The 22,981-nt window shown below is 32.2% G+C and carries 25 protein-coding genes, 1 tRNA gene, 1 pseudogene and 1 CRISPR repeat array; of the genes and pseudogenes, 16 read left to right on the top strand and 11 right to left on the bottom strand.

Annotated features, from left to right (window positions below):
• Positions 1-15: 15 nt before the first annotated feature.
• The gene (gene mltA / locus KGI96_RS03830; RefSeq protein ID WP_211596950.1) at positions 16-1,113 is read right to left on the bottom strand and encodes a murein transglycosylase A; all 1,098 of its coding nucleotides are present in this window, start codon (positions 1,111-1,113) and stop codon (positions 16-18) included.
• Between the two features lie 178 nt (positions 1,114-1,291).
• Between mltA and KGI96_RS03825 the strand changes: the two genes are divergently transcribed.
• The 6 genes from KGI96_RS03825 (at position 1,292) to rlmM (ending at position 5,354) form a co-directional block, all read left to right on the top strand.
• Positions 1,292-1,368: transfer RNA gene (locus KGI96_RS03825), tRNA-Met, on the top strand.
• Between the two features lie 204 nt (positions 1,369-1,572).
• Positions 1,573-2,442, top strand: coding sequence for a VirK/YbjX family protein (locus KGI96_RS03820; protein ID WP_211596949.1), 870 nt, complete (start codon positions 1,573-1,575; stop codon positions 2,440-2,442).
• Positions 2,443-2,452: 10 nt separating this feature from the next.
• On the top strand, positions 2,453-2,590 hold the full coding sequence (locus KGI96_RS03815; protein ID WP_211597025.1) for a hypothetical protein: 138 nt from the start codon (positions 2,453-2,455) through the stop codon (positions 2,588-2,590).
• Between the two features lie 58 nt (positions 2,591-2,648).
• Entirely contained in the window at positions 2,649-3,797 is a 1,149-nt protein-coding gene (gene tgt / locus KGI96_RS03810) for a tRNA guanosine(34) transglycosylase Tgt (protein ID WP_211596948.1), read from the top strand.
• 57 nt (positions 3,798-3,854) lie between these two features.
• Entirely contained in the window at positions 3,855-4,079 is a 225-nt protein-coding gene (locus tag KGI96_RS03805; protein WP_090922220.1) for a hypothetical protein, read from the top strand.
• Positions 4,080-4,238: 159 nt separating this feature from the next.
• Positions 4,239-5,354 carry a 23S rRNA (cytidine(2498)-2'-O)-methyltransferase RlmM gene (rlmM, locus tag KGI96_RS03800; RefSeq protein ID WP_211596947.1) on the top strand — a complete coding sequence of 372 codons (1,116 nt, stop codon included), beginning with the start codon at positions 4,239-4,241 and terminating at the stop codon, positions 5,352-5,354.
• Between the two features lie 129 nt (positions 5,355-5,483).
• On the opposite strand, the gene KGI96_RS03795 is transcribed toward rlmM, so the two are convergent.
• Complete coding sequence (locus KGI96_RS03795; RefSeq protein ID WP_211596946.1) at positions 5,484-6,356, bottom strand: LysR family transcriptional regulator; 873 nt, start codon at positions 6,354-6,356, stop codon at positions 5,484-5,486.
• 187 nt (positions 6,357-6,543) lie between these two features.
• Between KGI96_RS03795 and KGI96_RS03790 the strand changes: the two genes are divergently transcribed.
• From KGI96_RS03790 to KGI96_RS03755, 8 genes are all read left to right on the top strand, one after another.
• The gene (locus KGI96_RS03790; RefSeq protein ID WP_213156558.1) at positions 6,544-7,653 is read left to right on the top strand and encodes an S-(hydroxymethyl)glutathione dehydrogenase/class III alcohol dehydrogenase; all 1,110 of its coding nucleotides are present in this window, start codon (positions 6,544-6,546) and stop codon (positions 7,651-7,653) included.
• Positions 7,654-7,761: 108 nt separating this feature from the next.
• On the top strand, positions 7,762-8,601 hold the full coding sequence (fghA, locus tag KGI96_RS03785) for an S-formylglutathione hydrolase (RefSeq protein ID WP_211596944.1): 840 nt from the start codon (positions 7,762-7,764) through the stop codon (positions 8,599-8,601).
• Between the two features lie 222 nt (positions 8,602-8,823).
• Positions 8,824-9,132 (top strand): MazG nucleotide pyrophosphohydrolase domain-containing protein, encoded by a 309-nt coding sequence (locus KGI96_RS03780; protein ID WP_211596943.1) that lies wholly within the window; start codon positions 8,824-8,826, stop codon positions 9,130-9,132.
• A 3-nt stretch (positions 9,133-9,135) separates the two neighbouring features.
• Entirely contained in the window at positions 9,136-9,699 is a 564-nt protein-coding gene (locus KGI96_RS03775) for an LOG family protein (RefSeq protein WP_211596942.1), read from the top strand.
• 101 nt (positions 9,700-9,800) lie between these two features.
• The gene (locus KGI96_RS03770) at positions 9,801-10,433 is read left to right on the top strand and encodes a hypothetical protein (RefSeq protein WP_211596941.1); all 633 of its coding nucleotides are present in this window, start codon (positions 9,801-9,803) and stop codon (positions 10,431-10,433) included.
• 20 nt (positions 10,434-10,453) lie between these two features.
• Positions 10,454-10,927, top strand: coding sequence for a hypothetical protein (locus tag KGI96_RS03765; RefSeq protein ID WP_211596940.1), 474 nt, complete (start codon positions 10,454-10,456; stop codon positions 10,925-10,927).
• 114 nt (positions 10,928-11,041) lie between these two features.
• On the top strand, positions 11,042-11,491 hold the full coding sequence (locus KGI96_RS03760) for a hypothetical protein (protein WP_211596939.1): 450 nt from the start codon (positions 11,042-11,044) through the stop codon (positions 11,489-11,491).
• 42 nt (positions 11,492-11,533) lie between these two features.
• Positions 11,534-12,379 carry a hypothetical protein gene (locus KGI96_RS03755; RefSeq protein WP_211596938.1) on the top strand — a complete coding sequence of 282 codons (846 nt, stop codon included), beginning with the start codon at positions 11,534-11,536 and terminating at the stop codon, positions 12,377-12,379.
• A gap of 127 nt (positions 12,380-12,506) precedes the next feature.
• Here KGI96_RS03755 and KGI96_RS03750 read toward each other — a convergent pair whose 3' ends face one another.
• The 7 genes and pseudogenes from KGI96_RS03750 to KGI96_RS11115 form a co-directional block, all read right to left on the bottom strand.
• Positions 12,507-13,724, bottom strand: coding sequence for a uracil-xanthine permease family protein (locus KGI96_RS03750; protein WP_211596937.1), 1,218 nt, complete (start codon positions 13,722-13,724; stop codon positions 12,507-12,509).
• Positions 13,725-13,995: 271 nt separating this feature from the next.
• A complete protein-coding gene (locus KGI96_RS03745; protein WP_213156557.1) occupies positions 13,996-14,277 on the bottom strand; it encodes a hypothetical protein in 282 nt (93 codons plus the stop codon).
• An 84-nt stretch (positions 14,278-14,361) separates the two neighbouring features.
• Entirely contained in the window at positions 14,362-14,706 is a 345-nt protein-coding gene (locus KGI96_RS03740) for a type II toxin-antitoxin system PemK/MazF family toxin (RefSeq protein ID WP_213156556.1), read from the bottom strand.
• The gene (locus KGI96_RS03735) at positions 14,706-14,951 is read right to left on the bottom strand and encodes an AbrB/MazE/SpoVT family DNA-binding domain-containing protein (RefSeq protein ID WP_211596934.1); all 246 of its coding nucleotides are present in this window, start codon (positions 14,949-14,951) and stop codon (positions 14,706-14,708) included. The genes KGI96_RS03740 and KGI96_RS03735 overlap by 1 nt, the downstream gene beginning before the upstream one ends.
• Positions 14,952-15,410: 459 nt before the next feature.
• Positions 15,411-15,678: a CRISPR direct-repeat array (repeat unit 28 nt; unit sequence TTTCTAAGCCATCTACACGATGGTTAAC).
• A 284-nt stretch (positions 15,679-15,962) separates the two neighbouring features.
• Complete coding sequence (locus KGI96_RS03725) at positions 15,963-16,346, bottom strand: CDGSH iron-sulfur domain-containing protein (protein ID WP_211596933.1); 384 nt, start codon at positions 16,344-16,346, stop codon at positions 15,963-15,965.
• A gap of 342 nt (positions 16,347-16,688) precedes the next feature.
• Positions 16,689-17,747, bottom strand: coding sequence for a bifunctional transcriptional activator/DNA repair enzyme AdaA (locus KGI96_RS03720; protein WP_211596932.1), 1,059 nt, complete (start codon positions 17,745-17,747; stop codon positions 16,689-16,691).
• Positions 17,748-18,506: pseudogene (locus KGI96_RS11115) on the bottom strand (isocitrate lyase/PEP mutase family protein). It lies immediately after the preceding gene.
• A 294-nt stretch (positions 18,507-18,800) separates the two neighbouring features.
• On the opposite strand from KGI96_RS11115, the gene xseA reads away from it, so the two are divergent.
• Positions 18,801-20,129, top strand: a complete 1,329-nt coding sequence (xseA, locus tag KGI96_RS03705) for an exodeoxyribonuclease VII large subunit (protein ID WP_211596929.1) — start codon at positions 18,801-18,803, stop codon at positions 20,127-20,129.
• A gap of 108 nt (positions 20,130-20,237) precedes the next feature.
• Here xseA and KGI96_RS03700 read toward each other — a convergent pair whose 3' ends face one another.
• On the bottom strand, positions 20,238-20,423 hold the full coding sequence (locus KGI96_RS03700) for a hypothetical protein (RefSeq protein ID WP_211596928.1): 186 nt from the start codon (positions 20,421-20,423) through the stop codon (positions 20,238-20,240).
• A gap of 620 nt (positions 20,424-21,043) precedes the next feature.
• Between KGI96_RS03700 and KGI96_RS03695 the strand changes: the two genes are divergently transcribed.
• Complete coding sequence (locus tag KGI96_RS03695; protein ID WP_229577219.1) at positions 21,044-21,559, top strand: hypothetical protein; 516 nt, start codon at positions 21,044-21,046, stop codon at positions 21,557-21,559.
• A 205-nt stretch (positions 21,560-21,764) separates the two neighbouring features.
• On the opposite strand, the gene hemW is transcribed toward KGI96_RS03695, so the two are convergent.
• Entirely contained in the window at positions 21,765-22,925 is a 1,161-nt protein-coding gene (gene hemW, locus KGI96_RS03690) for a radical SAM family heme chaperone HemW (protein WP_211596927.1), read from the bottom strand.
• Positions 22,926-22,981: the final 56 nt, after the last annotated feature.

The following is a 22,981-nucleotide window of genomic DNA, read 5'->3' as shown; positions in this document are numbered from 1 at the left end:
GAATGACGTTATAGATTATTGTAAAATCCAAACTCGTCCATAGTGTTTCATTAATCCAGCTTTATGTCCTGCTTTCTTACCTATTCCCTGATAAATATCAAAATGTTGACCGTTTATTGCACCGCCTACATCTAAAGCAATCATCAATCGAATTTCGTGACGTCCAGTCCAGTTTCCATCATCATCAATAATTGGGGTTTCGACAAGTAGAGGAGTGCCAGAAGGAACGATGCGACGATCTGAAGCAACAGAAGCTAAGGCGATAAGTGGTACACCAGCAGAACCTTTTACTTTTCCTGAGGCATCATTTTTAAAGAAAACATAAGAGGGGTTTCTTTCTAATAATTCTTGAACACGATCAGGATAACGTTGCCCCCATTCTCTAATTGCTTGAATAGACATTTTTTCTTTTGGAATTTCGCCATCTTCAACCAGTAAACGCCCAATACTGACATATTTAAAGCCATTTTGACCCGCATAAGCAAAATAATTTAAACGCCCATAGCCAAAATCAACATAACCACTACCTTGCACACCTAATAAAAAATTTTCCAATAGTGAATCCGTATAAGCAAGTTCCAATCCTTTTCCTGCTAATACGCCATCGTAAATTTGTTTACGAGTAAACTGCTTTCTATAGCGAGGTTTTGCATAAATTGGATATTGAAATCTACCACTTCGAGTATGACGAGCTTTGATAACAGGAGAGTAATAGCCTGTCATTAATACATTTTGAAAACCCTCTTCACCGCTCATTTGTTGAATATTAATACCATAAGCACTTAAACGATGAATATTTGCACCCGAATAGACCCAAGAAGCGATTTTATTATAAGTATCTGAGTATTTTGTAGAGAGAGTAGTTGAATAATCTTTCACGTTAGCAAGTTGACGTAAGAAACTACGGCGATTTACAACGGGTTTACGTGTTGGAATAACGTCTCTTATTATATATGGAGCATAAGGAAAATATTGACGATTTTTATATTTAGCACCTAATTTCTCTTTTTCTGTATAATTTTGTGTTGATTGATGAGGCTTATTAGAACAACCAATTATAAACAACGAACAACTGATTAACACGATCCATTTTTTATGCACTTTATAAATCATAAATATCCTTTTAATTAAAAACAACGGATAAGAATAACAAAATTTTATTTAAAAAGGTATTAAAAATAATTTGAGAATAACATCTAACCAAGCAATGTATTAATTTTCATCAAACAAATAAAAAATATTTTTTTCTTATTGTAATCTTAAAAAATACGTGTACTATGCACATCTCAGACGCGGGGTGGAGCAGCTTGGTAGCTCGTCGGGCTCATAACCCGAAGGTCGTTGGTTCAAATCCAGCCCCCGCAACCATTTCTTCTAAACAGACATTTCAATTATCTTTCAAATTTAAAAATATAACATCTTTATCTAAAATGATAGCGGTATGATTTGTCATATTTTTTGCAAAATTAAATTTAATACCTAAACCCATATATTTTAACGAAAATAATTCAATGCTAAGTATACTGAAATTTAGTATAATGTTCAGATCTCAAATTAATGAAATAAATTATTATGCAAAATATATATCAATGGCCTTTGCCTCACGCAATTTATCCAGATAGACATAACAAATCTTATCGTTTAAAACGATTTCGTTATCAACTGCGTTCGTTGCTACATCGTTCGAAAATCAAAAAATTTGAAGAATTTGTTAATCAAAATCCTCATTTAATAGAAGTGCTGAATACATACCCAAACTATAGTTACCCTGTCGCGCATCGTTTTTTAGATAAGCGTTTTAATGCGACAGAGCGTTTAAATTCAATGTGTGAAAATCTAACTTTTTTACCGAACAAATTGTCAGAACTAGGGCATCGACCATTATGGGAAGAAGAAATTAATTTTGGTGAAGTGATTGCCGATTTTGATCTTCGCCTTAAAATTAATGAATTTCAACCAATGGAAGGTTATTGGAATTTAGAGCTATATCATAAACCAAGCGAACAATTAATTTACTTACTGACATTTGGTGAAATAAAACAAGGTTTATTGATTGGTGTTATTCAAGGACCAAACCAAGAAGGTTCAAAAGAAATTGTAAAACAATTAACCAAAAAATGTCATGGCTTAAGACCTGCCTATTTAATGGTAGATGCAATGAAACTATTCACTCAAGTACTGGGTTATCCGTCTTTATTTGGTATTCCTCAAAAATATCAAAATAAATCTCGTTTTGTTCGAAGTAAACGTTTTATTGTTGATTATGATGCTATTTTTAGAGAAAGTAATGGTGTTTTAAATGATTATTGGGAATTACCTCTCAACGTAGAAAGTAAAAATTTAGAAGACATTCCAAGTAAAAAACGCTCAATGTATCGTAAACGCTATGCAATGTTGCAACAATTACAATTATCAATGAAAGAGAAATTAACGCTCTCTTAAGGAAATCAAAATGATTAAAAAAATCTTATTTTTAGTTTTAGTCTTCACAACAGTTGCTTGTTCTTCAATATCAGGAACAGGCAGTGTAGGTGGTGGGTCTAATGGTGTTGGTGTCAGTTTAGGCATTGGTACTGGCATTAAATTTTAATTTAAAATAATTAACAATAAAAATTATATCTATAGACTGTTTATCTATAAGGAAAAAAATGAAGTATCAATTAAAAAAAACAAACGGTAATGCTCGCCGTGGTTGTATGACTTTTTCTCGCCCTAAAGGTGAGTTTCACGTAGAAACCCCAGCTTTTATGCCAGTGGGAACTTATGGCACAGTAAAAGGTATGACACCTGAAGAAGTGAAAGCCACAGGGGCTCAAATTTTATTAGGAAATACGTTTCACCTTTGGTTAAGACCAGGGCAAGAAGTAATGCGTAAACACGGTGATTTACACGATTTTATGCAATGGCACGCTCCAATTTTAACGGATTCAGGTGGTTTTCAGGTATTTAGCCTTGCGAAAATGCGTAAAATTACTGAAGAGGGCGTTAGTTTTCGTCACCCTATCAATGGCTCCAAGATCTTTTTATCTCCTGAAAAATCAATGGAAATTCAATATGATTTAGGATCTGACATTGTAATGATTTTTGATGAATGTGCCCCTTATCCCTCAACTTTTGATTATACTAAGCAATCAATGGAAATGTCAGTCCGCTGGGCACAGCGTAGCCGTCAGCGTTTTGATGAATTAGGCAATAAAAATGCGTTATTCGGTATTGTACAGGGTGGCGTATTTGAAGAGTTACGCAAAGTCTCTATTGATGAATTGGTTAAAATTGACTTTGATGGTTATGCAGTCGGAGGTTTAGCTGTTGGCGAACCTAAAGAAGATATGCACCGTATTTTAGAATATGTTTGCCCTCAACTACCAAAAGACAAACCTCGTTATTTAATGGGCGTAGGCAAGCCAGATGATTTAGTTGAAGGTGTGCGTCGTGGTATTGATATGTTTGACTGCGTAATGCCAACACGTAATGCCCGTAATGGTCATTTATTCGTTACAGATGGTGTGGTAAAAATCCGTAACGCAAAATACCGTGAAGATACAACCACGTTAGATCCACATTGTGATTGTTATACTTGCAAAAACTACACCAAAGCCTATTTATATCACTTAGATAAATGTGGCGAAATTTTAGGGGCGAGATTAAATACGATCCATAATTTACGTTATTATCAGCGTTTAATGGCAGAAATTCGTCAATCTATTGATGAAGATCGCTTTGATGATTTTGTGGTTGAATTTTATCAACGAATGGGCAGAGAAGTACCACCGTTGCAATCAGAATGTAAGGCGTAATCATTATTTGACAAGCTAATGCAATAAGTCTAATATGACTTATCAAGGAGTTTACCAATGTGGAATTTATTTAAAAAGCCGATTGAAAAATCATCATTTGAAGCGTGGTCGAAAATGTCCGATGATATAGCAAAAGTGGCAATTTTGGCTATACCTGTGATTATTTTTGGAAAATATACCATTGGGTTTAAAATATTAAATTCTATATTACTTTTTATTGCTATCTATTTATTTTTGATAGGTGGTAGATTATTTAGAAATAAAGTCAATGGAGGTAAATAATGGAGTATACATTTGGATTAATCGTCTTTGCATTAATGGGATTGGCATTTGCCTTAAGTGCAAATTACCTAACCAAAGACTAAAATTTGCAAAAAATTAATAAAAACTAACCGCTTGTAGCAATACAAGTGGTTTTTTATTACACAGAAAAGGAATAATATGAATAAACTTGCTCTTTATTGCCGAGCTGGATTTGAAAAAGAAGTGGCGGGTGAAATCTCAGATAAAGCCGTTGAACTCGGTGTTTATGGTTTTACAAAATTAAAAGAAAATACGGGCTATGTCATTTTTGAATGCTATCAGCAGGGAGATGCAGATAGATTAGCACAAGAACTACCACTTTCTGAATTGATCTTCGTTCGTCAAATGATTGTAGTAGGGAAGTTGCTAGAAAATTTACCTGAAAATGACCGTATTACCCCTATTTTAGAACAATATCTTGCTCAACAAGATCAAGGTATTGATTTTAAAAAGAGCAGTGATCTTGTAGTAGAAACACCAGATACCAATGAAGCAAAAGAACTTTCTAAATTTTGCCGTAAGTTTACTGTCCCATTGCGTAATACCTTAAAAAAACAAGGTTGGTTACATAGTGGCTCAAAACGTCAAAATAGCATTACATTACAAGTTCTCTTTGTTGGTTCAGGCTGTTGTTATGTAGGTTATGCCTATAATGATAACCGATCATCAAATCCAATGGGCATTATGCGATTAAAATTCCCAATGGAAGCCCCTAGTCGTTCAACCTTAAAATTAGAAGAAGCGATTTTAACCTTTATTCCAAAATCCGAAGAAAGCTGGCATTTTAATGAAAATGTAAAAGCGGTAGATCTCGGCGCTTGTACTGGAGGTTGGACATATCAATTAGTCAAACGAGATGTGTTTGTTTATTGTGTGGATCACGGCAAAATGGCAGACAGTTTACACAATACGGGTCGTATTGATCACTGCCCAGAAGACGGTTTTAAATTTAAACCACCCAAACGCACCACAATTGACTTATTGGTCTGTGATATGGTGGAACAACCAATGCGAATTAGTGAATTGATCACAAAATGGTTCGTGAATGGTTGGTGTAAAGAAAGTATTTTTAATCTTAAATTACCGATGAAAAAACGCTATCAAGAAGTGCAACGTTGCTTAAATTTTATTACAGAAACATTAACTAAAAAAGGGTTTCAATTCACCATTCAAGCTAAACATTTGTATCACGATAGGGAAGAGATCACGGTTTTTATTAAGGTGAAAAAACAATTTGGAAGCGGTGAGATGTAGCGAGTTTTTTGCAAATAGGTAAAGCCATATTGAATAAGTAGTCAGTATGGCTTTACTTTTATCGTATAGCTATTTTGCTAGGTAATTTTTTAAATACTTCAATTGCTAAAATATCAAGAGCTTAATGAATTAATTGACTTCTTTTATTAATAAATTAATAAATGTCCGTACTTTTGTTGATAGATGGTATTTATTTGAATAGACCGCCCAAATACCTTCATCGGCAGGTTCATACTCGGTTAATAAGGGAATAAGTTGTCCTTGATTGAGAGCATCTTGAACATAATATTCAGGCAGTTGAGCAATACCTAATCCTTGTATGCAGGCTTGTAATGTTGCTCGAGCATTGTTACTTACCCAGTTTGCATTGACTTTATATTGTAGCTTTTTGCTACGTTTATCAGAAAAAGTCCAAGTGGACGATGCACTTTTTAAACAGAGATGATTTTTTAATTCGTTTATTGTTTGTGGCGTACCATTTTGTGAAAGATAATTTGGGCTAGCACATAAAATGAGACGTCTTGAGCTAATTCGTTTTGCAAATAAAGCAGAATCTTTTAATGTACCAGTACGAATGGCTAGGTCATACCCTTCATTAATAATATCAATATTACGGTCAGAAAAATGTAGTTCTATTTTCACATCTTGATAAGTTTGCATATAACGAGCGGCAGCGTGAGTGACTTTAGTTTCACCGAATAATCCCGCAGTTGAAATTCGTAGTGTACCACGAGGTATCGCTTGCATTTTCATAATATTACAGAGAGTTTCATCTAGATTATAGATATTATCTTTAGTACTTTGATATAGGGTATCCCCCACTTCTGTAAGGTGTACACTTCGAGTATTACGTTGAAATAATTGCACGCCTAAACGCTCTTCTAATCTTGCAATTTGTCGGCTTACATTTGCTTTGGATGTTTTCATCATCTTAGCTGCAGAAGAAAAACTTTTTTGCTCAACAACGTGGATAAAAATAATCAACCCTTCTAATGATTGCATAATAAACGCTCCTAATTAATTGTTTCTGTATGGTAACACTGTTTTTCTTATAAATTACTTTTGTTTCATTATAAAGTAGTTACAATGTGCTTATTTTTTCAGAAACTTAACATATACTGAGTGAGTAAAATCATTGCAATATAGAATATGTTTTAGGTTAAATTATTTATTATTTGAGGACATTATTATGAAATCTCGCGCAGCCGTGGCTTTTGAGCCGAACAAACCTTTACAAATTGTCGAAATTGATGTTGAAGATCCAAAAGCTGGTGAAGTAATGGTGCGTATTACACATACTGCTCTTTGCCATACTGATGCTTATACTTTATCTGGTATTGATCCAGAAGGTATATTTCCTGCAGTTTTAGGACATGAAGGGGCTGGAATTGTGGTTAAAGTTGGGGAAGGGGTAACCAGTGTTAAAGAAGGTGATCACGTAATTCCTCTTTACACTGCTGAGTGTGGTAAATGTAAATTTTGTAAATCAGGCAAAACGAATTTATGTTCATCGGTGCGTGAAACACAAGGAAGAGGCTTAATGCCAGATGGAACTACTCGTTTTTCTTATCAAGGAAAACCGATTTATCACTATATGGGAACAAGTACTTTTTCAGAATATACAGTTTTATCTGAGTATTCAGTTGCAAAAGTCTCTGAAAATGCGAATCCAGAAAAAACGTGTTTATTAGGTTGTGGTGTAACGACCGGATTAGGTTCAGTAAAAAATGCTGCAAAAGTTGAAAAAGGCGATAATATTGCCGTATTTGGATTAGGTGCAATCGGCTTGGGTGTTATTCAAGGTGCAGTTAAAGCTGGTGCGAATAAAATTATTGCGGTTGATGTGAATGCGGATAAATTTGAACTTGCAAAACAAATGGGTGCAACGGATTTTATTAATCCATTAGAACTTGATAAACCAACAGAACAAGCAATTATTGAAATGACGGATGGAGGAGTGGAATACAGTTTTGCTTGTGTGGGTAATACGAATGTAATGCGTCAAGCTTTAGAATGTTGTCATAAAGGTTGGGGAGAAAGTGTGATTATTGGTGTTGCTGCAGGTGGTGAAGAAATTTCTACTCGACCATTTCAGTTGGTGACAGGGCGTGTATGGCGTGGTACAGCATTTGGTGGTGTGAAAGGACGTAGTGAATTACCAAAAATGGTTGAAGAATATATGAATGGTAAACTAGATTTAGATCCTTATGTGACCCATACGATGCCATTTGAAGAGATTAATTATGCTTTTGAATTACTTGAAAAAGGTGAGTCTATTCGTACAGTAATGCATTTTTAAGATGATTTACAAGTAAAAATCGAAACTTGTGGTAATGGCGTTAAAATAGCTGTTATCATAAGTTTTTTATTTCCAAGAATTTATTGTGTTATTTTAGAGGATATAAAAATGCAAAAAATAGAAAGTTTTTTTAGTTTTGGGGGCAAACAACAAATTTGGCAACATAATAGTGAAACGCTAAATTGTGCAATGAATGTGGCAGTTTATTTACCCCCACAAGTACTTAACAAGGAAAATCCTCAGGCTTGTCCTGTTATTTATTGGTTATCAGGTTTAACTTGTACTGAACGCAACTTTATAGAAAAATCAGGATTTCAACGCTATGCTGCTGAACTTGGCTTAATTATTGTTGCACCTGATACTTCCCCACGAGGTGAAAGTGTTTTTGATGATGAAAGTTATGATTTGGGACAGGGAGCCGGGTTTTATCTTAATGCTACTCAATCACCTTGGGATAAGCATTATCAGATGTACGATTATATAGTCCAAGAGTTACCTGATTTAATTAATAATCACTTTCCAACGAATGGTAAACAAAGTATTTGTGGACATTCAATGGGAGGACATGGTGCATTAATGATTGCATTAAAAAATCCTGAAACCTATAGTAGTGTATCGGCATTTTCTCCTATTGTTGCACCAAGCCAAGTGCCGTGGGGGAAAAAAGCATTGACGGCTTATTTAGGTGAAAATTGTGAAAATTGGCAACAATGGGATACCTGTGCTTTGTTGGAACAAGCAAAAAATCCTTTGCCAATGTTAATTGATCAAGGATTAGATGATAGTTTTTTAGAAAAAGAACTTAAACCCGAGTTACTAGAAAATGCTGCTAAATTGATGAAAGCTGATGTAATAATTAATCGTCGTAAAGGGTACGATCACAGCTATTATTTTATTGCAAGTTTTATTGGAGAGCATTTAGCTTATCATCATAAAATGCTTTCTTAAAGTCTCTCCCAAAAATCAAGTGGATAAGTTATAATCATCATAATGAAATACTTATTCTTGGTATGACCAAGAAAAACAAGAATATCGTAATCAAAGCTATTTGTTTTATGAATTACCAAAACCGAATTAAATATAGCAACCATAAAAACAGTTTTGAAGCGGTAAGATGCAGTCTGTTTTTTGCAAATTTTTAAGATTTATCTAAAATTAAGGAAACATAGAATGTTGATTAAATATCAAAAATGGGTAAAAAGTTTCTATCTCAAAAGAGGTTGGTATAATTTTAATTCCTCTATCCGATTGAATTTTCTAATGGAAGAGGTTGGGGAGTTATCGCAAGCAATTAGACGATATGAAATTGGTCGAGATAGACCTGATGAAGTAGAAAATAAAAACGAAAGCTTAGATCAAATTAAAGAAGAGTTGGGTGATGTATTAGATAATATAATGATATTAGTAGATAAATATGATTTTAACATCAATGATATTATTAATGAACATATAGAGAAAATTGAAAAAAGGTACAAATAAACTATGAATATTACCGTATATTGTGGTGCTAATTTTGGTAATCACAACATCTATAAAGAAAAAACTTATCAGTTAGGTAAATGGATTGCTACCAATGGTCATACGTTAGTCTATGGTGGTGGTAATCGAGGCTTAATGGGAACTATCGCTAATTCAGTGTTGGAACACGGTGGAAAAGTAATTGGTGTAATGCCTACTTTTTTAGCAGAAAGAGAGCTGGCTCATAAAGGACTATCAGAAATGATCCTTGTTGAAACAATGACCGAAAGAAAGTTAAAAATGATTGAATTAGGGGATTGTTATATCGCTTTACCAGGTGGAGCAGGCACCCTTGAAGAAATTGCTGAGGTGATTTCTTGGGCGAGAATTGGTCAAAATGATAACCCTTGTCTGTTTTTGAATATTGAAGGTTATTACGATAATTTAAGAAACTTTTACCATGATATGGTCAATAACGGTTTTTTAAGTCGTGATGATGAAAACAAGATTTTATTTACAGATTGCTTTGATGATATGAATCATTTTATTCAATTTTATGAGCCTCCGAGAATTAGAACCTATAAATAAAGTACTATAGCGGTAAGATATGGTTAGTTTTTTGCAAGGATAGTCATTACGATAAATAAAAAATCTCTCTAAACTATTTGTTTAGGAGGAATGGTATTAAAATGGAAGAAAATTCTAAACAAGAAAATGGTGTAGAAAAAGCAGTGAAAACCGTTGCGATACCCGCTACAATCCTGGCGGTAATTGTTCCAAGTTTTCCTGCAATATTGATTTTTTTAGTTATATTGTTTTTTATTGGTTACTTTTACTTTCCGAGTGTACTTAATCTCATTGTTACTGCTCTAATTATTTTTGCCATTAAGAGAAAGGTAAATCAAAAGTTATGGCTTATTCCTTTATTTTTTATAGTTTCTTTTCTGCTTACTGTCAATGTTAGATTACCTAGTCTAATTTCAGATTGGATAATGCCGAAATCAACGATGGAAATATCTCTAAAAAAATTAACATTAGCAGATAAAACAAAAATAAAATTTACTAGCAATGTAGAGCTAGAATATAAATATGACCCATTGGAGGCAGTAACTAAATCAGGGTTCATTGATTCAGGGATATATTTTAAAGAACCTACAATTATTAAAGAAGAGATCGATAAAACTTTATTACAAATGGGGCTAATTCTTAGTGATAAAGCAGATATTGAAATTAAAGTTATAGGAAAAACAGATAGTTACGTGACTAATATGACAGCTACTATATTAGAAAACAAAAAACTAATTGCTCAAAAAAAGAAATAATCACTTTAACCCCAAAATCTATGGATTCTATCAATGATCCAAAAGAGAGATTTTCACTAGATAGACAAGGTAATTTCAGTAATCAGAAAAATGTTTGGTGCAATAATCCTGATTTAAAAATCAATAAATATAATCAGAAATTTAATATTTTAGAAATAAATTATAAAAATAATAGTTGGGGACTCCCATTAGAATATTCACCAAATGCCATTTTTTGTTATGAAGATAAAATGTATGTTTATACCTACTCTCATAATTATTTGAATAAGAAAGATATTTATACTTTTTATATTTATGATTACAGCGGAAATAATTTAGCCAATTTTGAGTACGCCATTGATATTACAAAAAATAGTAATAAGACTTTGGAATATTTCGAAGTACAGAAAGATCGTTTTTTAATAGGTTTAAATACCTATTCTTGGTATGACCAAGAAAAACAAGAATATCGTAATCAAAGTTATTTGTTTTATGAATTACCAAAATCGAATTAAATATAGCAGCTACAAAAACAGTTTTAAAGCGGTAATATGTAGTGTGTTTTTTACAAATTATCTTTAAAATAAGATTGGTTTATGGCATTTAAAAATCAATTAAAGGTGTAGAATATGGAAGAAAAATCTGAAATTGAACAAGCTATCAAAGGGATTATTTTATTTGTATTAGCTAGTCTTGTTGGAATTCCTCTATTACTTATAGCTATACCAGTGCTGTATTTAATTGCACTTTTCCAGATGCCAAGCATTGTGAATATTATCATTACTTCACTATTTGCTTTTCTTTTACGCAAAAAAATAAAAAGAAAGTTATCCCGTTTCCTCACCTTTATTTTTATTTCTTTCTTATTAGGCATAAATATTAGACTACCAAGTGTGATAAATGATATTTATTTATCAAGAATGACCTCAGAAAAAATAGTTAGTAAATTGGATTTACCTTATGGAACAAAAGTTAAATTGAATAGCAATATCACTCTCATTTATAAATCAGAGCCATTAGAAAGTAGTGTAACATTAGGTGGTAATGAAGGTTGTATGTGTACTTATTATTTAAGTTAAAAATCTATTATTAGAGAAGATATCGCAAACACATTATCAGATATGGGATTAATATTAAGTGAACAAGCTAATGTTGAAATTAATATTTCAGGGAAAACTGATGGCTATATTATATACGTAACCGTAACAATATTAGATCATAAAAAACTTATTGCAGAAAAAGAATTTAGAATTAGAAATAAATTTTGGGGAGATATAACTGATGTTAAAAGAAATGGAAATTATAAAACTCAGCTTATATTTTTAACTCAAGATACATTCTGGAATAATGTTTTAGAATTAACAGGCGTTGTAAAACCACAATACAAATTAATAGAACATTTTATTAAAGAACAAATCAATGTGATTATTTTTAAGCAAAAACAAACGGTTTTTAAGGCAAAACTAATAAAACAGCCTAATATTCTTCATTTATCTGCGATTACTAAAGGTGAGTACGGTAATTCGTGGTGTAATGATGCAGAGTTTAATTATAGAGATGATTTGTTAGAAACATCAAATGTTTTGTATAAAAAAATCTCTTCAAAAAATACAGGCTTTATTCCGATTGAAAGAGTAAGTCGATCAGAAAAATTACTTTGTTCACGTAATTATATTTATCAATTCAGTTTTTATTACCCACCAACTAACTTTAATCAAGAGCCAAAGGAGCAAGGATATTATCAAATAATGATTTATGATAAAAAAGGTAAAAATTTAGCCAATTTTAAATATATTATTCCTACTCGATGTTGGTTTGGAAAAAATATTTTGAGATATTTTAATGTCCGTAAACAAGATATTATTATCGGAATAGAAGAAAAAATAGAGAATGAAGGGGTTCAAAAATTACCAGCTACAACACTTAGAAATCGTTATTTATTTTATAAATTACCAACAACAAATTAAATAGTGCGACTACAAAATAGTTTAGGAGCGGTAAGATCATTTTACTTTTTTGCAAATTTTATCAAACATTTAAAATACAAACACCGCCTGTAAAATAGGCGGTGTTGATTAAAAAGTTAATATTAAATTAATTCTCTTCTTTTGGCAGTAACAGATTCATTAAAATAGCAATCACGGAACAAAGAGCAATTCCTTTAATGGCGAAGAAGCCAACATCAATAAGCATTCCTCCAATACCAAATGTAAGAACAACAGATACAATACAGAGATTACGAGGTTGATTTAAATCAACATTGTTTTTAATCAGAGAATTAATACCAACAACAGCAATTGCACCAAAGACAAGCATCATAATTCCCCCCATCACAACTGCAGGAATAGTTTGTAAGAATGCACCAATTTTTCCGACAAAAGCCATTAAAATAGCAAAAACAGCTGCCCAAGTCATAATTTTAGGGTTGAAGTTTTTAGTCAGCATTACGGCACCTGTTACTTCTGAATAAGTGGTATTAGGTGGTCCACCTAAGAATGAGGCCGTAATTGTTGCAACACCATCACCTAACAATGTACGATTTAGTCCCGGTTTCTTTAAGAAATCTTTACCTGTTACTTGACTAATCGCCATCATATCTCCGATATGTTCGATAGCAGGTGCAATAGCAATAGGGAGCATATATAAAATGGCTTCTAACTTAAATTCAGGTGTCGTAATTTGAGGTAGAGAAAACCAAGGTGCTTCAATGATTTTAGTAAAATCAATAATTCCCATAAAGATGGAAAGAATATAACCCACAGTAATGGCACATAGAATAGGGACTAAACGTAAAATTCCTTTTGCAAACACCGATACAATCAAAGTAACGAGAAGGGTAGTCATTGAAATAATGATAGATGTATTATAATCCGTCCCTGTTGCTTTTCCTGTTGCCATATTTACGGCGACAGGTGCTAAACTTAAACCAATGATGATGATGATAGGACCGACCACGACAGGAGGAAAAAGCTTCATCAATATATCATTACCACGTAGTTTAACAAAAGAACTTAAGACTACATAGACCAATCCAGAACAAGCAAGCGCACCTAAGGTAACGGGAATTCCCCAAGTTTGTACACCATATTGAATAGGCGCAATAAAGGCAAAACTAGAGGCCAAAAAAATTGGTACTTGTCGTTTCGTAATAACTTGAAATAACAAAGTACCAATTCCAGCGGTAAGTAATGCAGTATTGGGATTAAGTCCTGTCAGGAGGGGGACTAAAACCAATGCTCCAAAGGCGACAAAGAGCATTTGGAGCCCCATAAAAGCCTGTTTCGATGGACTCATATTTTCAGAAGATGACATAATTTACACTCCATTTGGTTAAAAAATCTGATTGATTATACAGAATAAAAATAATAATGCAAACGTTTTCGTATTTGTTGAAAAATGAAATTTATAAAAAATTATTGGAGTATAAAATGTTAATTTTAATACAGAGAATGAAATCAGTATTTATTTACAAAAAAGTTGTTCTGAAAATGTAAAAGATATAGATTTGCTCCTACAGTAGGATATCGGTGGCTTTTTAAAAAATAAAAATATTCACTCTAATATGGATTTTATTCAAAATCATTTATTCTAAATAATTTATTTGTTTTTTGTTTTTTGTTTTTTGTTCTTTGGTTAGCGTTGGATCTAACTTGATTTGAATTATCCAACCAATATTTGCCAACGCCAATACCCCCCAAGGAATAAGACTATAATAGCCTCCAAAGGTACTTTTAAACCAAGATGTGAGCGCAATCATTCCCACAATAGCTACAGGAATAAGTATTATAAAAGGGTTAATGTTTAGCCACGCCAAAAAACCCATTAGTAAATAGAGTACAACTCCACAAACAATTAATGCTCCCATAATATTTCTCCGGTTATCTTATCTACGATTTGTTTTTATACACGATTACCCAGCTCTTTTTGTGGTGCAACTGCCAAAAAATACCTAATCAGATAAAATAGCCTCAATTCTTAACAAAACATCATCAATAATAAAATCAGGCACGCTTTCTTTAAATTTAGCTTGTCTGCTTTTCCAATCTAATGACTTCAATTGATGACAATGTACTGAACCTTGTGTGTGGGTACCACTTCCCATAAGTGTTACTACGGTACCAAAAGAACGAGCTTGATTAACCTTTCCTTGAGAAATGGGGCAAACAAAAGCTAAACCTTGTTTATTAAACAACTGGCTACTTACTACTAAAGCATAATGCTCGCCTTTCATTTCTGAACCGCTCGCAGGATCGAACTGTAAATGGATGATATCACCTTTTTTGGGAATATACATTATAGCTCCTCTAACCCTACGCTTGGCATTTCATCCCATCCTTCTACTCTTGGTAAGCCATCTGGCATTTCATTAAGTAAGGTTTTTAAATCGTACTTAACTTTATTAACAGGGCGCAACACCAACGAATTATCACTAATTTCGATATCTAAATTATCATTATTAGAAAGATTAAGTTGTGCTAAAAATGCTTGTGGTAGCCTTATCGCTGCACTATTACCCCATTTTTTAATTTGAATTTGCATAAAATTCCCCTTCAGTATCTAATTTATACAAAGTATATACTTAATTGCTTTTTTAGTCAATTTACTGATTATCTATTGGCTAAAAACTCTGCACTACCATCATTTTCGTCCTCATCTTTCTCAAAACTTGATTTATTCCAAAATCTTGTAGCTTTGATAGTTCGCTTTTGCTGTCTCGGTCTATTAAAGCGAGCAAGTGTGATATTTGAGCTGTCCGATAATCATCTCTTTATTGCCGAAATGTTGCACTTCGCTATTGAATCTAAGCAGTCCCCTTATTGAACCTAATTCTTTGATTTTAATACAATCTCCAGCTTTTAAACCGTGAGAAGTGGCTGTGATTGTTGCGTTAAGCGTAACAGTACACATCTAAGTTTATTTTCTTTTAAATGTTTCAGAATTTGTTGCGGATAGTTAGAAAGTTGCTTTTTAAACGCATCCGTAAAAGATTGTGAAAGTTTTCTAAGCCATCTACACGATGGTTAACTTGTCAAAGCGTGATTTATACGATGGATATTGTTTCTAAGCCATCTACACGATGGTTAACGTCGCAAACAACTCTTGGAAACTTAGAATAGATTTCTAAGCCATCTACACGATGGTTAACAGATCGAAAGATCGCCGTTTTCTCAGTATAGCTTTCTAAGCCATCTACACGATGGTTAACTTCTTTTTTTATTCTGTAATTTCTAAAATAAGTTTCTAAGCCATCTACACGATGGTTAACTAGAAATTTTATTGATAAATCCCTTATTTTGCAATATCTGAAGTGAAAAAATAGCAAAAATACCCTTTTTTTAGCAGGTTTTGTAACTTATTGATAATAAAGTGATTTTAAAACAGCTAAAAATAAAGGGTATTTTGAGTAAATAGGAGATACAAGCGGTATGATGTTATCAAAAATTTGCAAATATCCTTTTAAATCTTCATTACCTTACCAAAAACTAGATATATTCTTCCATTTCATCATTACGCTGTAACGTTAATTTTATAGCGTATTTTTTAGTTGCTTTACTCTAAATGGTAAGTATTGCCATTGTACTCTATGAGATTTTTATAATTCGGGCTGTCGGGAAGTGCGACAACGGGAACTACGCTCTTAAACTTTATTGTTTTATTTTTAAAGGTTAATTCATAATAATAAAGATCCTTAGTACCTATACCTATCACAAAATGATTTTCGCCAGTAAGATAATAACTAAGTGTTACATCATCTATCAGTTTTAATTGATATTGTGGCTTTGTTTTATAAAACGTACAATTTTTGGGTTTTGCATTTTCGTCCTCAGGTTTTACTTCTCTAAATGCCCTATGAGTATCATCACAAAAAGGAAATTTTTCTGATGAACCGTAAAACATAATATTATTTGGCGAGCGAAGAAATGATGCTATCATACTACCGTCATTTGTGGTGTATCTAAGTCTCTAAATAATTCTTTTGTTTTTATTGAATTCAAATAAGTAGTATAAGTTTGCGTGCTGTATCTTTCTAATATATTTTAAAATAAATCTGTTGAATACGAGAATCGTGCAAAGAGTATATTTTAGTTGTTAAATTTTTATCTTTTTTAAATTTCATACTTATATTTGATACTTTATAAATTTTGTTAATATAAATAATACACAATTATTGACTTTATAGGTAGAGTAGTAGCGGTCAGATCCTAACTAAAATTTGCAAAAATTTAAGATCATCCTACCGCTTAATTTTTTAAAAGATAAATTTTTGATGAAGGGTTATCTATTGATATTTTTACGTTCGTGTTCAATCAACCATTTTTTTCGTTCGATTCCACCGCCATAACCCGTTAATTTTCCGTTTTTTCCGATAACTCTGTGGCAAGGAATAATGATAGAAATTCGGTTATAACCATTGGCAGCAGCGACCGCCCTTATGGCTTTTGGATTATTGATCTTTTCTGCTTGAGTTTGATAAGTCGTTGTTGTTCCATATTCTATTTCTTGTAGCGCATTCCAAACGCTTTGTTGAAAGTCGGTTCCAGGAGTGTCCAGTTTCACATCAAAGGTTTTTCGTGTACCTTCAAAATATTCAGTGAGCTCCTTTTTTACTTGTGTGATATGTTTATTTTCACCTGTTAATATTTTAGCGTTTAATCTTTTTTGTAGATCTCTAAATTCCGTTTCGAGCATTCGTCTATCTACAAATTCCAATAAACAGATACCATTTTCTGTGGCACAGGCAAACATTGCTCCAAGTGGTGTTGTTAAGCGACTAATTAAAATAATACTTTTCTCGTTACTGTTTTTAGGGGATTTTCCGATCATTTTTTTAAAAGTATAACCAAAGCCACTTAATGATTCGTAACCTGAATCAAAGGCGGTGTGAGTGGTGTTCTTTCCTTTTTTTAATTCTTGATAGGCATTGTTTATTCTGTACATTCTTTGGTATGCCTGAAAAGTCATTCCATAATGCTTATTAAACCATCTACGTACAACGTCAGGGCTTATTCCTTTTTGGCGGAGTTGATAATCCGTTATTTTTTCCTTTGGATTTTCTTTCACTAATTGAATAGCCAATTCTACTTGCTTTGGTGCTTTATTTGCATTTTCAGTAGGTTTACAAATTTTACAAGGTCTGTAACCATTGTCTAAAGCCTCTTTGAATGTCGTATAAAACTCAACATTTTCTAATTTAGGTTTTCTGGCTCGACAAGTCGCAATGCAAAAAACAGAGGTTGTTTTTACGCCTACAAAAAAGATCCCCACAAACTGTTGATTTCTTTCTAGTAGATCAGTGTAATAGGTGTTGATGGTCTTTTTATCTGTAATTCGCATTTAAAAAATCGCTTGAAATGATTGGTGATTTGAAATTTCTTGCATTGTATTCTCAAGTTGACGATACATTTTGTCAAATAAAAAATTTCCCATACTTATTCGCTTTACCCCCAATTGATGTAATGTTTCAAAATCAGGAAGATTGGGCATACACATTACATTTATAGGTAATTTTGTATAATTAACAACCTCTTTTATATCCGTTATCTTTTCAATGCAAGGTAAAAATATCCCATTTATATTTGTTTTCTCATACAGTTCGATTCTATTCTTGGTTTCTTCCATTTTATTTTAAATATCTAGTAAAAATGTATCAATTCGTACATTTATAAAAATATTGATATCCTCTTTTTTTAAATGTTCTGTTACTTCTTTTAAGATTTTTGTAAAGTCATCCGCATTAACTAGTGTCCGAATATCATTGATCACGACACTGTCTTCGATATTAATACCAACAACGCCTAATTGGGCTAATTTTTTAATATGATTAACAATTGTTGCTGGGTTTCGGCTATATCCAGCTTCTAAATCAACAGATAATGGCAATTTTGTATTTGAAATAATACGTTTTACAAAATATTCTAATTCTGAAAAGCTGATTTTTTCACCATCTTCATAGCCTAAAAGTGTTGTAATTGCTGCACTTGATGTGCCAATTGCTTGAAAGTTTTGTTTCTCCGCAATTTTTGCACTAGGTACATCCCAAACATTTGCGATTAGTAGTGGTTTAGTCTGATTATGTAATTCTTTAAATCTCATTGCTTATATTCCTAAATATGATCTTTTGATATAAGCAATGTTATAGTGTACAAACTTAGTCAACAACCGAAAATTAGACGAGTATTTTTTATATATCCTGATCAAAATTTGCAAAAAATGGAGAACATCATACCGCTTAATTTATTTTCGAATTAATGAAATGAAAGCAGGGGAGCATACAACCTTACTTTTGCGTTACGCTGTTGCGATTAATGAGTCATTTTTTAGATATCCCTTTCTTTATTTCCATATTTTAGTAAACTTACTCTATTATTTTAATCACCGATATTTGCAATGAGTAATATTCTAACTGTTACACAACTTAACTATACCGTTCGTAATCTACTTGAAATGGAGCTGGGGCATATTTGGCTGACAGGAGAAATTTCTAATTTTAGCCAGCCTGTTTCAGGGCATTGGTATCTTACTTTAAAAGATGATAAGGCTCAGGTTCGTAGTGCGATGTTCAGAATGAAAAATCGATCCGTCAATTTTCAACCTCAAAATGGTATGCAAGTGTTAGTTTGTGCCAAAATAAGTTTGTATGAGCCAAGAGGGGATTATCAACTTATTATTGAAAGTATGCAGATGGCAGGGGATGGTTTATTACAACAGCAATTCGAACAGCTGAAAATAAAGCTATCTGAAGCGGGGTTATTTTCACAACAATATAAAAAAGCGATTCCATCATTTGTAAAAGCAGTGGGAATTGTAACCTCTTCAACAGGTGCTGCATTACAAGATATATTAAATGTGTTACAACGTCGCGATCCTAGTTTAAATATCATTATTTATCCAACTTTGGTGCAGGGAAGTGAAGCAAAGCGTGACATTGTCACAAGTATTGAAGTGGCAAATAGCCGTAAAGAATGTGATGTGCTTATTATAGGACGAGGAGGTGGCTCATTAGAGGATTTGTGGTGTTTTAATGAAGAAGACGTTGCCTATGCCATTTTTAAGTCAGATATTCCCATTATTAGTGCCGTAGGACACGAAGTTGATGTAACCATTGCAGATTTTGTGGCAGATCTTAGAGCTCCGACACCTTCAGCAGCAGCTGAATTAGTGAGTCGAGATCAACAAGATCTATTACGTCAATTACAACAATATTATGATAGATCCAATTTTGCTTTCGATCGTTTATGGGGAACTAAGATCACTCAGCTTAAGCAATTACAAAAACGTTTAAGTTTTCAACATCCAATGCGTCAAGTTGACTATCAAAAAACACAACTTGAACAACAAAAAACATTGTTATTAAAGGCATTTCAACAGGTTGTTAAAACTAAAAAGCAGAGCATTGTACAACTAAATCAGAGGGTAAAATTAAATCCATTGTCTTCTTATTTAATAAAACAACAGCAGAAGCAAGATTATTTAACACAACGTTTAAACTATGCAATAGAAAAAAAATTCACTCAAAAACAACAATTATTCCAACAATATTGTACTCAGCTTGAAAGTTTAAGCCCCTTAAAAGTACTTTCAAGGGGGTATAGCGTAACCAAAAATGAGAATAATGAAGTGATCACATCAATAAAACAAATAAAAATGGGTGATCAAATTAAAACAAAAGTATTAAAAGGCGAATTAATCAGTGAAGTTATTAAGATAAATAATTAAGATCCTTTTATTTTTATAGCGGTAAGATACTAATAACAATTTGTAAAAAACTAAAATGATCCTACCGCTTGATCCCTTTCTAGATCATTAATAGAGATCCACAAATCGCTATCTTCCTTCTTTTTGATCTGCAAATTTTTGGTAGTCACTATCAGAGATATGTTCCAATCCTTTATTAATTAACATTTTTAAAATCTCCGTATCTTTAAAACTGGTTTTAGTTAAAATCACGGCTTTTACGTGTTCTTTCTGAACACGATCCCAAGTTAAATTATCAATATGTTTAGTAGGCATCTTAAACTCTCTTTCTATAACTTATTATAAATAAAGGAAATAATAACAACTTTTTAATAAAAAACAAAGGATTTATCTATCTAATTTCTGAGAAAATAAGTTGATTAATATTTCTAATAAATTATAAACTTAGAAAATCAAGATTGAAGAGAGTGGTTACTTACTTTTGGAGATCCTTTCTTATTATAAAGTAAGCAATTACTTACTAAAGGAGGCTTTTAAAGATCTATGAATAAAGTTAAAATAAAGATCTGCTCACTTGATTGTTTTAAAAGGATCTTTTTTATACTAATTAGATATAAGAATTTAAAGAAAAGATCTTAAGTTATTTTTAGTAAAAAATAGAAGAAGACTAGTAGATAAATAGGAAAATAAAGTTATCCACTTATCCACAACAAAAAACAACCAACTAGTGCAAATGCACAATTTTAATTTTCTGAAGGAATAAAAAGAAAGTAAGCACTTACATATTTGATTTATATATATTTAATATGATGTTTGCTATTTATGATGTTTGCTATTACTGAAAGTAAATTCAAAGAGTATCTTGATAAAAATGCTTAACTTATCTAAAATATTACATCAATTATTCCATTTTAAGTTTAATTAAGGAGTTAAAAATGAATAAATTAGCTTTATTGTTAACACTGTTTAGTGTAACTGTTTTTGCTGATCCTACCGTTTTTAAGATGGAATTAGGAAAATCAACTGAGCAAGAAATAAAAAATATGTATTCACTAAAAAAAGAGGGGATTAATAAATATAGTAATGGAAATCAATATTATATTAATCCATCAGAATTAAATCTAAGCGATTTAAAATCTACATTAATTATTTTTAATGAAAAAAATATTTTAGTTGGTGTAAGTTCTGTATTGCCTAAAAAATCTGGAAAATTTAAATATTTATATAATATTCTAAACTCAAAATATAAGTTAGTAAAAGAAGAAATTCCCTTTGTTGGGGATAAGTTTGCTAAATTTAAAGATGGTAAATCTGAAATTATATTAGATGCACCTCATTTGGGGTTTCAAATCTATTTGGATTACTTACATAGTAATTTTATAGATGCAGTGAATAAAGCAAAATTAGAGAAGGAAAAGCAGAGACGCCAAAATGATGCTTCAGTATTATAATGAAGACTTAGATTAGCCTCTATGATCTCTACGTGGAATTGATCATTAATTATTATTTTTGAAAAGCAGAGACGCCAAAATGATGCTTCAGTATTATAATGAAGACTTAGATTAGCCTCTATGATCTCTACGTGGAATTGATCATTAATTATTATTTTTGTGTAGATTTTGAATTTAATATCACCGCTATATTTATAAATAACCCTTAATCTTTCAAAAAAATCGTTAAAAGCTCATTTAAAAACAATTTTCCTTTATGAGTAATTTGCCAGTAGTTAGTCTTATCTATTATATAACCTTTTTTAATGGCTTTTTCAATTTCTTGCGTGACACTGTTTCGATTTAATCCTGTGTATTTTTCAAATTCGACTTTAGGAGTGGCTTCAAGCAAACGAAAGCGGTTCATAAAATATTCAAATGATCGGTCATCAATTTTTATTTGGTTTTCTTGATATAAATAGTTACCACGCATATAACCTTTGGGGTGTTTGGTTTTGTTGAAACGATAAATCTCACCATTAGAATAACTGATTTTACCGTGAGAACCACAACCTATTGCAAGATAATCACCAAATCGCCAGTAATTCAAATTATGTTTACATTGAAAGCCTTTTTTTGCATAAGCAGAGGTTTCATATTGCTCATAACCTGCATCAGTTAAGATTTGATGCCCTTGTTCAAAAATATCCCACAACTCATCGTCACAAGGTAACGATGGTGGACGGTAATAATATAAGGTATTTGGTTCAATAGTCAGTTGATACCAAGATAAATGAGGCGGGGAGAATTCAACGGCTTGTTTTAAATCATTTAATGCTTGCTCTACAGATTGATTAGGTAAGCCATGCATTAAGTCAACATTAAAACTTTTTAAGCCAAAATTTGCAGAATTTTGTGCAAATCGTACCGCTTGTTTTGCCTCATTACCATCGTGAATACGTCCTAATTTTAATAATTTTTCAGGCTCAAAACTTTGAATTCCCATAGAAAGACGATTAACGCCCCCTTCAGCATAACCAATAAAACGTTCTGCCTCTGCCGTACCAGGATTTGCTTCTAAGGTAATTTCAATATTGTCATCAAAATCAATTAACTGCTTAATTTCATTGAGTAAATATGCAATGGATTGCGGTGAAAACAAACTCGGTGTCCCACCACCGATAAAGATAGAGTGCAATTTACGTTGTTGTATCGCAGTTTTATGACGGATTAGATCCTGATGTAAATCTTTTAACAAATGCTGAATATAATCCTCTTCGGGAATAATCCCTTTTTGAGCGTGTGAGTTAAAATCACAATAAGGGCATTTTTGCACACACCAAGGGATATGAATGTAAAGGCTTAAAGGGGGGAGAGTAATATTCATTAAAAAAGTTTATTTTATAAAAAGATAATTATACACGATACAGGGTTTGATGTTCT

Origin of the sequence: Phocoenobacter atlanticus subsp. cyclopteri (assembly GCF_018343795.1) — a bacterium.
GTDB classification, from domain to species: domain Bacteria; phylum Pseudomonadota; class Gammaproteobacteria; order Enterobacterales; family Pasteurellaceae; genus Phocoenobacter; species Phocoenobacter atlanticus.
Note: the sequence above shows the minus strand (reverse complement) of the source record. Positions and strands in the feature narration are given on the sequence as shown.

Coding starts and splice junctions, on each gene's coding strand:
- KGI96_RS03780 (WP_211596943.1), top strand. CDS start 8,824: ATGTTGATTAAATATCAAAAATGGGTAAAAAGTTTCTATCTCAAAAGA.
- KGI96_RS03795 (WP_211596946.1), bottom strand. CDS start 6,356: ATGCAATCATTAGAAGGGTTGATTATTTTTATCCACGTTGTTGAGCAA.
- KGI96_RS03820 (WP_211596949.1), top strand. CDS start 1,573: ATGCAAAATATATATCAATGGCCTTTGCCTCACGCAATTTATCCAGAT.
- fghA (WP_211596944.1), top strand. CDS start 7,762: ATGCAAAAAATAGAAAGTTTTTTTAGTTTTGGGGGCAAACAACAAATT.
- KGI96_RS03760 (WP_211596939.1), top strand. CDS start 11,042: ATGGAAGAAAAATCTGAAATTGAACAAGCTATCAAAGGGATTATTTTA.
- tgt (WP_211596948.1), top strand. CDS start 2,649: ATGAAGTATCAATTAAAAAAAACAAACGGTAATGCTCGCCGTGGTTGT.
- KGI96_RS03740 (WP_213156556.1), bottom strand. CDS start 14,706: ATGTATATTCCCAAAAAAGGTGATATCATCCATTTACAGTTCGATCCT.
- KGI96_RS03695 (WP_229577219.1), top strand. CDS start 21,044: ATGAATAAATTAGCTTTATTGTTAACACTGTTTAGTGTAACTGTTTTT.
- KGI96_RS03745 (WP_213156557.1), bottom strand. CDS start 14,277: ATGGGAGCATTAATTGTTTGTGGAGTTGTACTCTATTTACTAATGGGT.
- KGI96_RS03720 (WP_211596932.1), bottom strand. CDS start 17,747: ATGCGAATTACAGATAAAAAGACCATCAACACCTATTACACTGATCTA.
- KGI96_RS03790 (WP_213156558.1), top strand. CDS start 6,544: ATGAAATCTCGCGCAGCCGTGGCTTTTGAGCCGAACAAACCTTTACAA.
- KGI96_RS03725 (WP_211596933.1), bottom strand. CDS start 16,346: ATGATAGCATCATTTCTTCGCTCGCCAAATAATATTATGTTTTACGGT.
- KGI96_RS03775 (WP_211596942.1), top strand. CDS start 9,136: ATGAATATTACCGTATATTGTGGTGCTAATTTTGGTAATCACAACATC.
- KGI96_RS03735 (WP_211596934.1), bottom strand. CDS start 14,951: ATGCAAATTCAAATTAAAAAATGGGGTAATAGTGCAGCGATAAGGCTA.
- KGI96_RS03770 (WP_211596941.1), top strand. CDS start 9,801: ATGGAAGAAAATTCTAAACAAGAAAATGGTGTAGAAAAAGCAGTGAAA.
- KGI96_RS03755 (WP_211596938.1), top strand. CDS start 11,534: ATGGGATTAATATTAAGTGAACAAGCTAATGTTGAAATTAATATTTCA.
- KGI96_RS03815 (WP_211597025.1), top strand. CDS start 2,453: ATGATTAAAAAAATCTTATTTTTAGTTTTAGTCTTCACAACAGTTGCT.
- xseA (WP_211596929.1), top strand. CDS start 18,801: ATGAGTAATATTCTAACTGTTACACAACTTAACTATACCGTTCGTAAT.
- KGI96_RS03805 (WP_090922220.1), top strand. CDS start 3,855: ATGTGGAATTTATTTAAAAAGCCGATTGAAAAATCATCATTTGAAGCG.
- mltA (WP_211596950.1), bottom strand. CDS start 1,113: ATGATTTATAAAGTGCATAAAAAATGGATCGTGTTAATCAGTTGTTCG.
- KGI96_RS03750 (WP_211596937.1), bottom strand. CDS start 13,724: ATGTCATCTTCTGAAAATATGAGTCCATCGAAACAGGCTTTTATGGGG.
- KGI96_RS03700 (WP_211596928.1), bottom strand. CDS start 20,423: ATGCCTACTAAACATATTGATAATTTAACTTGGGATCGTGTTCAGAAA.
- KGI96_RS03765 (WP_211596940.1), top strand. CDS start 10,454: ATGGATTCTATCAATGATCCAAAAGAGAGATTTTCACTAGATAGACAA.
- rlmM (WP_211596947.1), top strand. CDS start 4,239: ATGAATAAACTTGCTCTTTATTGCCGAGCTGGATTTGAAAAAGAAGTG.
- hemW (WP_211596927.1), bottom strand. CDS start 22,925: ATGAATATTACTCTCCCCCCTTTAAGCCTTTACATTCATATCCCTTGG.